The organism is Kitasatospora sp. NPDC056138 (assembly GCF_042264695.1).
Lineage (GTDB): Bacteria > Actinomycetota > Actinomycetes > Streptomycetales > Streptomycetaceae > Kitasatospora.
Genome location: NZ_JBHJVK010000091.1, coordinates 1 through 13,900 on the forward strand (window position 1 = coordinate 1; position 13,900 = coordinate 13,900).

Sequence of the window (13,900 nt, forward strand, 5' to 3'; positions counted from 1 at the left end):
GATCTTCCGCCATGCCCGCTGCAGCCCAACCTGGCTGACGTCAGCAGCCAAGGCCGTCCTCACTCTGGAGCTGCAACGCTGAAAAGGCTCACTGACGGCTATTCGAATGCGGCGCACCGGCGGTCTACTCCCGATAGATGACCAATGGTCCGGGTCACGATAGGGCAGCCCACACGGCCGTCCTAATCACACCTGGTAGCACAGGACCAGCAAGGCAACACGCCTGGTGCCACGATGGGCTCATGAACACGGCTGCGCTCCGAGCACGAGCGCCGCGCGTTTTTGGCGAAGGTGGCCGAGCTGCCCGCGCTGTCAGAGCTGGAAGCCCTGCTGCCGCAGTGTCTTGCGCATCTCGCCGAGGTTGCTGCACGCCATGCTCAGATTCCGCTCTGCCATCCCGATGGTCTTCGACAGAGTCTCCTGGTCGACCTCGGCGTGGTTCACGAGGTTGAGCAGGCTGGAAGCGACCAGCATCGCCGGGCCGGCCACCTTGGTGACCACCCGGGCCCCGCCGTCCACCGCCGCGTACAGCTCGACCGCGGTCCGGCTGAGCCGGTCGCCGAGCACCACCGCCCAGCCTCGGGCCGCGCCGCGCGGGTCGTTGCCGGCAAGGGCCAGCAGCACCTGCAAGAACCCTTCGAAAGCCTTGGGCAGCTCGGTGCGGTCCAGCTGCCCGGCCTGCGTCTCGGTGACGGCCAGCAGCGCGCCGAGCAGGAACACCGGGTCATCGCTGCCCAGATGGTGCTCCAGGCCATGCACCCCCAGAGCCGACAGCGCATCGCGGAGCCGACCGGTAGTAGCCGACGGGTGGCCATCGTCGTTCGTCATGCCAGCGATCCTGGCAGAGCGACCGATACGAACCCGGCTGAACGCGTCCGCGTTCAGCCGGATATCGGTGCACCACGTTGACGCCGGGCGCCTGCAGCCGCCCAGCACGCTGCAGCAGGTCGGACCAGCTGGTCCGACAACCGCCTGTGCTGCTGCGCCATCGCGCACGGCCCTTCGCCCGCCCCGCCGCCCGGATCGGCAGACGGCGCATGCCGGCCGGTGAAGGCGTCCGGGGAGGCCGCCACCCGTAGGTGACGACCGCCAATGCCTTTCGGGGCCGCAGCAGCGCAGCGCTGGCCAACGGACACGCGGACGCCGCGAGGGTATGTCCCGTGCAGTGAAGCGCGAGTGGGCGCCGATCTCGCGGCGTCCGTTGCTTCGTCGTCCACCTGGGCCCGGCTGGGTGGCTGGCGCCGTCCGCGATGCCCGTCCCGCTGTCACGGGCCGGGGGCGGGCGTCGTCGTTGGCACCGTGAGAGGGCGAAGGGTCGCCGCAGAGCGGTCGTCCGCCTGGGTGGGGGTTGGCGCCGGCTAGCCACCGGCCGCAGTCCCGGTCGTTGAAGTGAGCGTGAGTGAGGACGGTGTGACTCTTGGCATCGCGGGGTTGGTGGCCTCCGGCCAATGCCCGGAAGCGGCATGGAAGCGGATGCGCGAGCGGATGAAGGGGGCCTGTCATGCGCCGGGCGATCGAGCACATGAATAGCACGCCCGGCGGGCGGGCGGCACTGGCCCAGGCACGCGAGAACTGGGCTGGACTGGGTTTCCCGGCTCCGTGGGAGGAGGGCGAGTAGTCCGACGCGGGCGGGACCGCCGACGGGCCGGCGGACGCCGGAAGCCGGACCGGTGCCGACACCGGGACCGCGGCGAAGGGTTCCGGCGCCAGCGCCTGACGCCGGAACGGGCTGGGCGATGACCCTACGAGGGACCGAGGCCGATCGAGGCGAGGCCGATACGGTGTCTCGGCACTTCAACAGGCGATTCCGTGCCAAGGACCGCCCCGCCGCTCCAGGGCCGCCACGAAACCGTGCGCCGACTCCACCCACTGCCCCTGCGCCTGGACGTGCTCGGACCGGTGCCGCCCGCACCCCTCCACCCCACAGATCCAGTACCCGTCCGGCTGTACCGGTCCCTCCCGGAACCAGTGCCCCGCCCCCGTGATCAGCACCCGGCCGTTCCCGCCTCGCGCCTCCTTCGGCGCGAGGCCCTCCACTGCCCAGCTCATGCCCACTCCACCCCGTGCTCGGCGAGCTGTGCGAGCTGGCCCAGGGTCAGCTTCGCCCGGCGGGCCTTCCGGTTGTTCAGCCAGGACCCGAGGGACACCCCGCCCTCCTTGTGGGTGCGCGGCACCCGGACGTGACCCTCGCGCTCGACGAACGTCTTCAGCGCCGCCAGGCCGGCGCCGAACCGGTCGGCGCGCGACACCTTCGGCTTCGCCGCGGCCGCCGCCCGAGCGGCAGCCAGCTCGACGTCCTCGCCAATGCCGAGCGCCGCGAGCAGGTCACGCTGCTCCTGGTCGAGCTCGGCCCACCCGGCCCGCTGCGCCCGCACCCACCGGCCGAGCGCCTCGCCCTCGAACGCCGTCTCCAGCGGCAGGCCGGCCCAGTCGACCCGGCCGTCCGACTCCGATCAAGCCCTCCCAAGCACCAATTTCTCCGACCGCCGGATCCTGGCGGGCAGGTGATCGTCGTTCTCCATGATGAGCCCTTCCACGCGAAGGCCGGGCCGGATACCCGGCCGGGAGTGCGGTGGGCGGTCCCGTCTCAGGGAGACACAGCCGGACGCTACACGTGACGGGCGGTCAGTAACACCCCCTTCGGCACACAACCCGCATCGACGGCCAGATGGGACCTCGGTGTCCGCGACGCCGCCGACCTGAGTCTCCGATGGCGTGCGAGTGTTGTCCGGTGCGTGGTAGTGCCGACAGGACGAGGCGGGCCCGGGTGGGGTGCCGCCCGGGCTGTCCGCCGTCCCGGCTGTCCCGGCCGTCCCGGTCGGGTCGGGGCTTCGCCGGGTGCTTTCGTCACCAACCGCTGGTGACGGAACCTGTCACGGCCCCGCGCTGGCCCAGTGGTAGCCATCGACTGTCCAGGCCAGGTTCCGTGGCCGGCGCTGTCATCCCGCGCGGGTTCTACGGGTGCTTGTTCGGCTGCTCGTTCGGCCACGCGCTCCGGTAGGCGTTCGGCTGCGCGGTTGGCTACGCGTTCAGCGTCCGGTCTCCTGCTGACGGAAGGCCACCTCAATGACCACCACCGCATCTGCCGCGCCCGATCCCGAGGACGGCGACCGGGTCGCCGACCACCTCCGGGACGTCCCGAGCGGAACCTCTGCCGGACGGGACAAGGTGTCGCGCGGCACCTCCACCAACACCGGATCAGGTTTGCCATTTCTATCGAAAATCAATAGATTTCCATCGTTATTCGATCGAGGGAGTGGCGTTGGGAGAGCTGACAGTGCGCGCGCTGCGCGCCGTCATGGTGGTGCTGCACGCCGGATCGGTGTGCGCCCAGGCGGCGATGGCGGCGATGCTGACGGGCGCTCTGAAGGAGGGCGTCGTTACGGAACATCGAGTTCCGGTCCTCGTGATTGTGATCCTGGGCGTCGTGACGGTGCAGGTCGTCCTGGTCTGCGTGTGGCGGCTGATGACGATGGCGCGACACGGAACCGTGTTCTCCTCCGCCGCGTTCCGCTATGTCCATCTCGTGATCGGCGCCTTCATGGCGGCCGCGATCCTGGTGTTCGCTCTCACAATGGTACTGACGTCGGGCGGGGGCGTGTCCCCGGGCGCCGTGGCCCTGCTGGGCGGCGTCTGCCTGGCGGTCTTTGGGAACGCGCTCATCGTGATCGTCCTGCGGGCGCTGCTCGCCCAGGCCGTCGCGCGCGACGTCGAGGCAGCGCAGCTGGGGGCCGAACTGGCCGAGGTGATCTGATGCCGATCGCCGTCGACATCGACGTGATGCTGGCCAGGCGGAAGATGTCCGTGGGCGAACTGGCAGACCGGGTGGGGATCACACCCGCCAACCTGGCGGTGCTCAAGAACGGCCGGGCCAAGGCGGTGCGCTTCACCACGCTCGCCTCGCTGTGCGAGGTGCTCGAGTGCCAACCCGGAGACCTGCTGCGATGGGAGCCTGACGACACCGCAGACGGGGTCGGGGCCGCGCACGGACCCGGGGCACCCCTCCCGACCGGATCCCCGCCATGGTGACCTGGTCGCAGTGGCCGGCCGCCCTGTCGGCCCGCGTACAGACGGCCACGCAGCAGCAGCGGAATCCTCCCTGCCGGCACACCGTTCGGCCGGGCCGCGCCGGGCCGAGTCCTCTACGGCGGCAGAGCCTTCCCGACCCCACACCCGAGTGAAAACCCCTGAGCGAGAGGCCACCTCATGCACCCATCCCCCATACCGGCAGCCGTCAAGCTCGCAACCATGACGGCGGGCCTGATTGTCGCCTGCGGACTCCTGGCCGCGTGCGGCGCCGATAGATCCGACGTGACATACAAGGCCTGGACCGAAGGGGGCGACCTGAAATCCGTCAGGTACGACTACATCGACGGCCTCAACGGCGCGGTCAGCATGCCAGCCACGGTGAGCGGAGCCGGATGGGTCACACAGGCGGATGGCGGACACGCCCCACGCCTCGAGGTCGCACCGACCGGCACGGGCGTGGCGCACTGCCTCCTGACGGACGGCGGCGGCCGTGTCCTGGACCAACAGGAGGGAGTAGCAGGCCGACCGGTGACCTGTTCCGTCCAGCGGTAGTCAGGGCGCGATCCCTGCGCTCCCCCGCCAACCGCTGGTGACGGAACCTGTCACGGCCCCGCGCTGGCCCAGCGGTAGCCATCGACTGCCCAGGCCAGGTTCCGGGGCTGGCGCTGTCATCCCGCGCGGGTTCGACGGCCGCTTGTTCGGCTACGCGTTCGGCTGCGCGGTTGGCTACGCGTTCAGCGTCCGGTCCCATCCGGGCGATCGGGCTGTTGTTGCTGGTCAGAGACTTGATCGGCCGTTCTCACTGGCCCGACTTACCTTCTGGGTGCCTGTCTGTGGGTGGTTGGGGCGCTTGGTCGGTGTCGGGTGGGACGCTGCGCTGTGCCTTATCTTCGCGCCCGCCTGGTGGCGGCCGCGTGCGGTGGGAGGGAGCAGTGTGGGGTGCCGCCCGGTCCGGCGGTCTGCCCGTCCCGGCCGGGACGGGACGGGTCGTGGTGCTGTCCCGGGGGTGGTGGCGTCACCAGCTGCCGGTGATGACGCCAGTCTGCCCCGCACGCCGGTGGTGGTCGCGGCCAGGGAGCTGCCCGGATTGGCCTGCCGGGAGCTTCCGTTCACCGGCGGCTCCGCCGCCTACTGCAGGGGCCTGAGGCACACCGACACGCTCTCGCCGTCTTGCTCGAGCCCGTTGACCTGGATGTCCAGGCCGTTGAACCATTGCGGCGAACGATTGGGGCAGTCACCGTCGGGGAGGTCGGCGTCCGTGGTGTAGAGGACCTTGTAGTTCTCTGCGCCTGGCAGCAGTACGGAGCATGAGGTGTCTCGGTTCCAGTAGCTTCCCGCGTGGTTGAGGCAGTCACCCGCCTTGGCGGCGGTGACGGAGCGCCCCCACAGGATCAGCCCGACACCGAACACTGTTGCCGCGAGGAGCAGTACGGTGGCGATCACGCCGGCCGCGAAGGCGCTGTACCCGACCAGCCTGTCGGCCGCCACGGTTGCTTCGTGAGCTTGCTGCCTTTCCTTCTCGGGCTGTTCTACATCCTGGAGTTCCGCCCAGACGTCGCGCCACAGTGCCTGCCCGGACCGGCGCGGGCCCTGCGGTGCGTCGAGGCGAGTGGGCGAGAGAGCCGGCAGTGCCGCCGTGCTGGCCGTACGCCTGACCGGAGACGGGGCCTTGGCTCGGTGCTTCCGCGCGGTCTCCAGCAGCTTCAGGGCGGTGTCGATGGTGGGGCGCTCGGCGGGGCCCTTGCTGGTCAGGGCGGTGACCAGCGGGGCCAGGTGTGTCCGGCGTTCCGCATCGTCGGCAGTGGTTCGTTGGCCACCGCCATCATTGAGGACTTGGCGTCGTCGCGCTGGAACGGCGAGTAGCCTTCCAACGCCTCGAAGAGCACCACGCCGAGGGAGCAGATGTCACCTGGGGGCTGGTTACCGGTGGCGGCGTTGCCGCGTTCGGGGGCGGCGTAGGCCCAGGAACCGATCATCTCACCGGACTTGGTCAGGGCGGTGGCGTCGGAGGTGAAGCTCTTGGCCAGGCCGAAGTCGGCGAGCAGGCACCGGACGAACCGCAGCCGGCCGTCGGCCATGACCATGATGTTCTGCGGCTTGACGTCCCGGTGTACCAGGCCGGCGGCGTGGGCCGCCTTCAGAGCCAGCAGCATGTGCTCGGCGAGGTCGGCGACGAACTGCTCAGTCACCCCGCCCGGGTGCTGCTTGAGGACGTCGGCAAGGGATGTGCCCTGTACGAGCTGCATCACCGTCCAGGGAATGCCGTCCTCGATGACGATGTCGTACACGGAGACGATGTTGGGGTGGTCGGACAACGCGGCGGCGCTGGACGCCTCGTAGCGGGCACGTGCGATGAAGCCCGGGAGCTCCACCGGCGGTATCCGGTCAGCGAACACCTCCTTGACCGCCACCGCGCGGTCGAGGTGGTTGTCCTGGGCAAGCCATACCCGGCCGAAACCACCGGAGCCGAGCTCCCGGACGAGGCCGTACCGGCCGCCTCCGATCCACTTGGCGATGTGTTCAGGCGCCACCGAGCCCCCCATTGTCAGTGCCGCAACAAGAGCCGGGGCGGGAGCTTCTCGCCGGTTGGGTTCGCCCCGTTCGGCCGGGCGATGTCGGCGTGGTCCGCTGCCAGCACGCGTGGGCCTTCTTGAACTTCCGCAGCCGTCTGTACTTCTTGCGGATCCAGCGCATCAGGCCGGAGCGGGAGCGCCGGACGGCGTGGCGACGCCGGGTAAGCCGGAGTGCGGCTTCCCGGAGGGCAGGAGCTCCGCCTGGCCGGGCTGTTGCCGAGGTGGTCCGTCTCCACGGCTGCCGCCGTCCTGTCCGGAGGCCGCCTGCTGCTCGTCCGCCATGTCCGTCCCTTCGAAGGCGCCGGTGCGGGGTCGCGGCCCGCAGCGCTCGATCGGGGTGATGCGGCGGGCCGGATGCACCAGGGTGCGGCCCACGGCGGGGGGAGGGCCAGGCCAGGGGACCGGCCATTCGTGGCCGCCGCGCGTGGCCTGGTCCTTTACCGGAGCGCACCCGCACCGCGGCCCTCGCCCTGCGCGGCACCGAGCAGGCCCCGTCCGTCCGGCCCGTCGTGCGGCGCAGCCGGTTCTGACAAGCCACAGGCGCCAGCCACAACAAGGCGGCCGGCGCCTTGTGCTGTGCCTGCTGGCAGTGACGTGGCCTCCCCGGGGTGAACTCGGCCATGGCGGGAGACGAACCTACCACCGGGGCCCGTCTAGCGCCGGTGGTAACGGCGAATTGCCAACTGTACTACGAAGAACGTGAGTTCAGACGGTCCGCAGTGCTCTCGCGAGAGGCGCGGTGGCCGCAGGACGCGAGAGGGACACCGAGGTGACCGAGGTGACTGGCATGAGCGAAACTGTCCAGGGGTACGCGATCGCGCGGGCCGCGGCGGCGTACCACGCCGACGGCTTCTGCCTGAGCCCGGTTCTGGTGCCCGACCCGGCGCTCGACGCTGCTTGCGCCGGCATCGACGAGGTGCTGGCCGGACGCTACGAGACCGGCGCCGAGCCGTACGCGCGGGACTGGGTGCCCAGCGAACACGAGGGCGACGTGGTGACCGTCGCGGAACCGCGCCGCTGTAACCGGGCCATCCGTGCCGCCATAGTCCGCCCGGAGCTGAGTGCCTGGGCCATCGGCCTGACCGGCGCGCACCACGTGGAGATCATCGCCGTCGACCTGTTCCTCAAAGGCCCGACGACCTCCGGCCGTGCCCACGTCGGCTGGCACCAGGACGCGCCGTTCCTCCAGGACGAGGACGAGGTGCTGACCGCCTGGCTCGCGCTGTCCGATGTCTCGTCCGACTCGTCGCCGCTGCTATACGTGCGCGGCTCCCACCGTGGCGGCACCCACACCGCGCGCGACCACTTCTTCGCCGCCGACCTCGACACCGAACGGCTGCGCGCGCTGCTGCCAGCCGGGCAGGAACCGGACATCGTGGCGGTGTCGCTGCCCCGAGGTGCCCTCTCGTTTCACCACCGGCACACCGTGCACGCCAGCGGCGCCAACACCACCGTGCTACCGCGCATCAGCCTGGCCATCAGGCTGCGGGTGTGCCGCACTGCCGAGGTCGGCCCGGCGCTGCCCGGCCACGACCTCATCCCGCTGTACAAGCCGGCCGCCACTGCCGGCTGACCCCCCTGGCCCGCAGGTCAGGCGCGGACCGGCGGGTTCATCCAGATCCGTACGTCGGTGTCCGGGGGCAGCGTCGGGTAGTGCCCGTCCATCGCGTGCTCCGCCAGCAGGGTGCGCAGTCGGCCGTCGAACTCGTTCAGCCGGTCGCCGAACAGGTGGTGCGCGGAGAACGACTTGGAGTAGACCTCGGCCATCACGTCGTCGACCGACCTCACCAGGACGCGCGTCGCCGGGACCACGACCCGCTTCGGACCGGTGAAGCCCGCGCGGGTCAGGACCTCCTCCTCGTCGCGCGGCGTTCCGCTGGCGAGCACCGAGCGGCCCGCCCGGCGCTGACTGCCCAGGTACTCGGCGATCAGCGCGTCCATCTCGGCATGCGGAACGGGGACGGTTCCCTCCGGCTGCCCGGTCCGAGGTGTCTTCACGTCGGCCACCAGTACGAGGTGTCCGCCGGGACGCAGCGCCTCGCGCAGCATCGCGGCCACCCGCTCGCGGTCCATCCAGTGGAACGACTGGCCGAAGAGCGCCGCCTCCAGCTCCCCCGGCACGAATGTGACGTCCTCGGCGGCTGCCGTGCGCCAGGTGATGTTGGCGGCGTTGCAGAGTGCCCGCCCGCTGGCGATCATGTCCGGGTCCGGGTCCACCGCGACGACCCGCTCGACGTACCCCGCCAGCACCCGCGTGAGAGTGCCAGGCCCGCTTCCGAGGTCAGCGACCGTGCCTCGGCCGTCCAGACCGAGTTCGTCCCGCAGGGTGATTCCCAACGCGTCCGCGTACGGCAGCCGTCCGCGTTCGTAGAAGCCGGCTGTTCCCTTAAAGAGGTACTCGTCCCACGACGCACCGCTGCGACTTGCCACCGTCACGCTCTCTCCCAGCTTGCCAAACCCACCTCATCGTAGCCGCGCGAGGGTCGGCAAACGGACGGCCCGTCAGATCCCGGCGTCCAGTCGCATGTGCTTCTGCAACGCGTCCAGTGGTCGTCATAGGCGCGCCTCGCCGGAGTAAGGGAACTGGGCGGCACCCGCCTTCCGTGGTCGACTCACTCGGAAGGAGTTCTTAGCCTAGCCGGACGGCACGGCTGGGGTGTGCAGTCCGCCCGGTCAGTCGGTCATCGGCAACGCAAATAGTCACGGCGCCGGGGCCGACCTGTGGCGGTCGTCCTCGCACAGGGGGGCACCGGCCGGTGCGGGGAGCTGGTAGAAGACGTGCCGAGCGGTTTCTCGAACCGCCTCGATCTGCCCCTGGGCGGCCATGGCTCCCAGGAGGCTCCGGATCTTTCGCCGCGTGGGAAGCCCGAGCGCGGTGCGGATGTCCCCGGTTGTCCACCTGCGCGCGGGAAGTTGTGCCATCACGGCCAGCTCGGTTGCCGGTTCCACCGGTGTGGGCTTCGCCCGGAGCTCAGCCGCCGGGGCTGGAGGAGCCGGTGGTACGGGGAACAGGCGCGGGTACTCGGCGCGGAGCTTGTCCCACAGTGCCTCGCAGACGGGAAGCACGTCGAGGATCGTGTGCAGGGCTTCCAGGTCGCGGGCCTGCTCCGCGGCTTCGGCGGCGCGCCTGGCGACCTCTGCCCTGATGGCCCCGAGTCCGTCCGCCCTGGACAAGCGTCTGTCCACTGTCCGGTTTGCCCTGGTCACCCCCTTGACAGAGATGGTTTGTCCGATGAGGGAGATCACCCGTTCTGCGGGCCGTCCCAGCTCTGTCCCACCCCTGTCCCAGCTGCGCGCCGTCCCTCCGTACTTGGGGAAACAGGCTGGGACAACCGGGTACGGGCACCGAGCCCGCACCCGGCGGGCCCTGGGGCACCGAGGAGCACCACGCCCGTGATCACCAGGCCGACCACCGAAACGACCACCGAGACTGCTCGCCAGGCCGCCGATCCCGTCCGCAGCGCACTGGACAAGGGGGCACTGCGGCACTGGACAGTGGTGCCACCGCCAGTGCTGGAAGCGGTGTCAGCACCGGTGTCGGCAGCCCTTCCGCATCCGGCCCCGACGCCGCAGGTCAGCAGCCCCTGTCAAGGGGCGGCACGACCCGCAACAACCCTCCCCGCTCCCCTGCGGCCACTGCCGGTGGGCAGAGGGCGGCTCGGAAGGTCCGGGTGGAGCTGCTGACGACTCTCGCGGTGATCCGGGTGGCAACCCCCGAGCAACTGGCTCAGCTGCTCACCCCCGACGCCGTTTCCACGGCGTACGTGCGGCGCGGCCTGCGCGCGGTCGCGGCCTCCGCGAGTACCAGATCCGCCCCGCCGCCTCCACCGGACAGGGCGCCGCCGAGTCCGAGCTGATCGACCACGCCCTCGCGGTCACCAACACCGCGCTCGCCTTCGCCCGGCAGCGCCTCACCTCACTCGGCGACATCCAGCTCGAGCTCGCCCACTCCTGGGGCACCACGCTCAGCGAGCAGCTGACCGTGGACCTCGTCGTCACCGCCCCGGCCACCAGGCGCTGCTCATCGAGGTGGACCGCGGCACGATGCGCACGGCCGCCATGATCCGCAAGCTGCGCCGCTACGCCGCCTACGCCCGGGCCAGCGTCTGGGAGGGACAGCGCGGCACCATCGGCTCCACCGTGCCGGTGTGGCGACGCGTCTACGGCCGGCGCCTGCCCCGGCTGCTCCTGGTCCTGGACGAGGAGCCCGGCGGGCAGGTCAACCGCAGGCTCGACCTCATCGCCGACGCGCTGGCCGCCGTCGAGGGAACGGAGCGGTGGCGGATCGCGGCCGCGCCACTGAAGTGGGTCCGCGATCACGGCCCGGCCGGCCGCCGGATCTGGCGTCGCCCGGACGACCCGCAGGAGGTCCTGGCCCGCGCGCGCCTGTGAGCGGTGGGCCGGTCGGCAGACGGGAGCGATCCGGCGGGACAAGGGACGCCGGGCGCAGCGGGTGAGCATGATCGGAGCCGGACCGCAGGACGAGTGAAAGTGGGGGTGGTGGCCGTGCTGGAGAAGCTGCACGAGCAGACCGAGTACGGGTACGTGCTGCTGCAGGCCGCGGCGACGGAGGGCCGCCCTGGGCGACATCCCGGTCGCCTACCGGCGCGCGCAGGAGCTGGCCAGCCTGGATGACCGGGCGCTGTCCACGCTCGCCCGGGTGGCCGCCGATTTCGTGTGCCGCCTGTCGCTGCTCGAGGGCGCGGACTGGACGACCAGCAAGGACGCGGACGGCAACCCGGTGAACATCGAGGAGCGGTCCCCGCAGAAGCGCGTGTTCACCCGCCGCGCCCTGGCGGCCTGGTCGGCCGGCGACACCGAGACGTTCGACGCACTGCTCGCCACGGCGCTGGCCGACCCGAGCCGCCGGCACGGGCACCTGCAGGACCTGTTCCAGGTCCTGGTGGACGAGGCCGAGGAGCACGGGCGCTGCGCGGGTCGCCCGTTCGCCGTCGTGCGCCAGCTCACCAAGTCGATCCTCAAGGAGGGGCTGAAGAAGGAGGACTGGAACCGCTCCTGACGCCCGCCCCGAACGCCCTCGGTGCCCGGCCCGGTTCGGACGGCCGGGGGCGTTCGCGCTGCCAAGTCCGTCCCGAACCGCCCGGCGGGCCGGCATCGTCTCACCGGCCGTGGATGGGGCACCAAGGTTTCGCACGCCGGGCTGACCTGCCCACCAATGCTTCCCGCCGGTGGCATCCGGCGGCTTCGATGCCCAGCGACCGCGCCACCAAAGTCTCCACGGGGAACCTTGGCACTGCACCAAGGTCTCCGCGAGGAACCTTGGTGGCGTGCGCGCGGCCGGTGGCTGGGCCCCCGGCCGGGGCCTGCCGACATGGGGCGTGCCTTGGAGGGTCTGGACAGGGGCTCGGCGCCGTTCGGGCAGTCTCTCGTAGGTGGCAGTTACGGCCTCGGCGGCCTTGCCGTGGTTCTACAAGATCACGCGCCCCCTCGGGGAGCGGCGTCAGAGCCTGTCGGCCAGGTTGATGACACGGGTACCAGGTGGGGAGTTGTCGACGGTCAGCGCGTACTCCGGGTAGTTCGCGGTAAGGACCGCCACGTTCTCCAGGCCGGTCCAGGTGATGACACGCGGCTCGGGGCGCAGCAGCGCGACCAGCTGGCCGACCGCGTAGATGGGGAAGCCTCCGGCCCAGCGGGGATCGTCGTAGGCGTGGTAGTCGATGGCGGCTCCGGTTACCCCGGTCGCCTCGACCGCCCAGCGGGTGGCGGCGTCCTCGATCTTCCAGCGGCGCTGCATCGGCACTTGGTTGCGCCACGCGGTGACCTCCCGCACGAGTGAGGCGAGCCGCGCCACCTCCTCCCGCCGCGCCCGCTGCGCCGCGCGCACCCGGGCGAGCGTGGCTTCCCTCTTGCGTTCTTCCTGCTCGGCGCGGGCGAGGCGTTCGCGCTCGGCCTGGTCGTGCTCGGCGGCGGTGGCGGCGTAGGCCGGGGCGGTCCAGTGGACGTCCCACCACTGCCGGTCCTCGTGCAGCTGGCGCCCGTCCTCGGGCGGGCGGTGGGTGCGGACGCGGCCGGCGAGGGCCCAGGCGACGAAGTCGGCCAGCGGCACCGGCGCGCCCTTCCACTCGCCGTGGCCCAGCGTGCACTGGCACCATCGCTCGCACGGCTCGACGGTGAACCGCGCGAGACCGGCCGTCACCTCCCAGACCTGCGGGCCGCGCGCGGGTGGGCCGGGCGGCGTCACCCGCACCGAGGGCACCGTGCCGACCCACGGCCGCGCCTTCGTGGCCACCCAGCACACCGCGACGCCGTGCGCGGCGAACCGCTCGGTGCGTGCCCGGATCTCGTCCGCGGTGATCGGGGAGAGCTGCGCCTCCCACGCCATGCGGCGGCTGCCGTCGGGGGAGGAGGCCATCACGTCGGCCCGCCAGGTGCCGTCCTCGGCGCGTACCTCCAGCTCGGCGAACCAGCCGGCCGCGCGGACCTCGGTGGCCAGGTCCAGCTTCAGCAGGTGGTGCTCCATGCTCTCCTGCGCCAGCGCGCAGGTCGGCGCCCCGCGGTCGTGGGCGAAGAACCGCATGCCGTGCGGCGAGACCTTTGCGTGCATCCCGTGCCGGCACTCCGGGCACGTGAGCGGAGCCCGGGGCCGCACCCGGTGGACGCCCGTCCACGCCCAGGTGCAGCCGAGGTCGTCCAGCGTCGCGTCCAGCCGGCCCCGTTCGGCGTGCATCGCGGTGAACGCCACGCGCCTTCCCCCTCCCTCGTTCGGCCGGGCCGTCCCGGCCGCCCTCCCGCCTCATCCCTGCCCACCCGCGCCGCACACGTCACCACCCTCATGACCCTCCCCGCACCGCACCCCACACGCCCGCCTTCCACCCCTGATCAGCACCACCCAGGCCGCCCCGCACCGACTCGACTTCCCGCGCCGCCGAGTTCGGTGCGGCCGGTGGAACGGTCGACGTCACCACCGCCGACTGGTCGACCACCATGAGCGCGCAGGACTTCGTTCTGCTTCTGCTCCGCCATGAGCGGTCACCCTTCTTCCGAGTAGCGGCTGCCGGGGCGCGCGAGACCGAGCTTGGTGCGCAGCGTCCCGGGCCGGTAGGTGTTCATGTAGACGCCGAGCCTCTGCAGTTCCGGCACCACGTGCTCGACGAACTCGGTGAGCCCGCCGAGCAGATGGGGCGGCATGATGTTGAATCCGCTGGCAGCCCGCGTGGTCAGCCCCTCGGCCATCTGCTCGGTCAGGAGGGCACGGAGGGTGGCGGTGGTGGCCTTCGCGTGGAAGGCGTCGGCGCCGCGGACTCCGATCTACCGTCATGGACATTTGAAGTGCCTGG

At 71.3% G+C, this 13,900-nt stretch carries 14 protein-coding genes; 5 read left to right on the forward strand and 9 right to left on the reverse strand.

The features are described 5' to 3' along the window. Nucleotides 1-312: 312 nt before the first annotated feature. The 3 genes from ACFC1R_RS34820 to ACFC1R_RS34830 all read right to left on the reverse strand — a co-directional run bounded on the left by ACFC1R_RS34820 (nt 313) and on the right by ACFC1R_RS34830 (nt 2,375). Nucleotides 313-828 (reverse strand): hypothetical protein, encoded by a 516-nt coding sequence (locus tag ACFC1R_RS34820; RefSeq protein ID WP_375945637.1) that lies wholly within the window; start codon nt 826-828, stop codon nt 313-315. 966 nt (nt 829-1,794) lie between these two features. Continuing rightward, nucleotides 1,795-2,049, reverse strand: a complete 255-nt coding sequence (locus tag ACFC1R_RS34825; protein ID WP_375945639.1) for a hypothetical protein — start codon at nt 2,047-2,049, stop codon at nt 1,795-1,797. Next, nucleotides 2,046-2,375, reverse strand: coding sequence for a helicase associated domain-containing protein (locus tag ACFC1R_RS34830; RefSeq protein ID WP_375945641.1), 330 nt, complete (start codon nt 2,373-2,375; stop codon nt 2,046-2,048). The genes ACFC1R_RS34825 and ACFC1R_RS34830 overlap by 4 nt, the downstream gene beginning before the upstream one ends. Before the next feature lie 887 nt (nt 2,376-3,262). Here ACFC1R_RS34830 and ACFC1R_RS34835 point away from each other — a divergent pair. Together ACFC1R_RS34835 and ACFC1R_RS34840 are read left to right on the forward strand one after the other, a co-directional pair. Beyond that, nucleotides 3,263-3,754, forward strand: a complete 492-nt coding sequence (locus ACFC1R_RS34835; RefSeq protein WP_375945643.1) for a DUF2975 domain-containing protein — start codon at nt 3,263-3,265, stop codon at nt 3,752-3,754. Continuing rightward, complete coding sequence (locus ACFC1R_RS34840) at nt 3,754-4,029, forward strand: helix-turn-helix domain-containing protein (RefSeq protein WP_375945645.1); 276 nt, start codon at nt 3,754-3,756, stop codon at nt 4,027-4,029. The genes ACFC1R_RS34835 and ACFC1R_RS34840 overlap by 1 nt, the downstream gene beginning before the upstream one ends. Nucleotides 4,030-5,157: 1,128 nt before the next feature. Here the strand turns inward: ACFC1R_RS34840 and ACFC1R_RS34845 are convergent. Together ACFC1R_RS34845 and ACFC1R_RS34850 are read right to left on the reverse strand one after the other, a co-directional pair. Then, nucleotides 5,158-5,517, reverse strand: a complete 360-nt coding sequence (locus ACFC1R_RS34845; protein WP_375945647.1) for a hypothetical protein — start codon at nt 5,515-5,517, stop codon at nt 5,158-5,160. Between the two features lie 260 nt (nt 5,518-5,777). Beyond that, a complete protein-coding gene (locus ACFC1R_RS34850; RefSeq protein ID WP_375945649.1) occupies nt 5,778-6,560 on the reverse strand; it encodes a serine/threonine-protein kinase in 783 nt (260 codons plus the stop codon). 829 nt (nt 6,561-7,389) lie between these two features. Here ACFC1R_RS34850 and ACFC1R_RS34855 point away from each other — a divergent pair. Then, on the forward strand, nt 7,390-8,175 hold the full coding sequence (locus ACFC1R_RS34855) for a phytanoyl-CoA dioxygenase family protein (protein WP_375945651.1): 786 nt from the start codon (nt 7,390-7,392) through the stop codon (nt 8,173-8,175). 17 nt (nt 8,176-8,192) lie between these two features. Here the strand turns inward: ACFC1R_RS34855 and ACFC1R_RS34860 are convergent, their stop codons facing one another. Together ACFC1R_RS34860 and ACFC1R_RS34865 are read right to left on the reverse strand one after the other, a co-directional pair. Next, entirely contained in the window at nt 8,193-9,038 is an 846-nt protein-coding gene (locus ACFC1R_RS34860; protein ID WP_375945653.1) for a class I SAM-dependent methyltransferase, read from the reverse strand. A gap of 264 nt (nt 9,039-9,302) precedes the next feature. Then, on the reverse strand, nt 9,303-9,776 hold the full coding sequence (locus tag ACFC1R_RS34865) for a hypothetical protein (protein ID WP_375945655.1): 474 nt from the start codon (nt 9,774-9,776) through the stop codon (nt 9,303-9,305). An 885-nt stretch (nt 9,777-10,661) separates the two neighbouring features. Between ACFC1R_RS34865 and ACFC1R_RS34870 the strand changes: the two genes are divergently transcribed. Beyond that, nucleotides 10,662-10,994 carry a hypothetical protein gene (locus ACFC1R_RS34870; RefSeq protein ID WP_375945657.1) on the forward strand — a complete coding sequence of 111 codons (333 nt, stop codon included), beginning with the start codon at nt 10,662-10,664 and terminating at the stop codon, nt 10,992-10,994. 268 nt (nt 10,995-11,262) lie between these two features. After that, nucleotides 11,263-11,622, forward strand: a complete 360-nt coding sequence (locus ACFC1R_RS34875; protein WP_375945659.1) for a hypothetical protein — start codon at nt 11,263-11,265, stop codon at nt 11,620-11,622. A 441-nt stretch (nt 11,623-12,063) separates the two neighbouring features. Here ACFC1R_RS34875 and ACFC1R_RS34880 read toward each other — a convergent pair whose 3' ends face one another. Both ACFC1R_RS34880 and ACFC1R_RS34885 read right to left on the reverse strand, forming a co-directional pair. After that, the gene (locus tag ACFC1R_RS34880) at nt 12,064-13,305 is read right to left on the reverse strand and encodes a competence protein CoiA (RefSeq protein ID WP_375945661.1); all 1,242 of its coding nucleotides are present in this window, start codon (nt 13,303-13,305) and stop codon (nt 12,064-12,066) included. A 287-nt stretch (nt 13,306-13,592) separates the two neighbouring features. Next, nucleotides 13,593-13,751 carry a hypothetical protein gene (locus tag ACFC1R_RS34885; protein ID WP_375945663.1) on the reverse strand — a complete coding sequence of 53 codons (159 nt, stop codon included), beginning with the start codon at nt 13,749-13,751 and terminating at the stop codon, nt 13,593-13,595. Nucleotides 13,752-13,900: the final 149 nt, after the last annotated feature.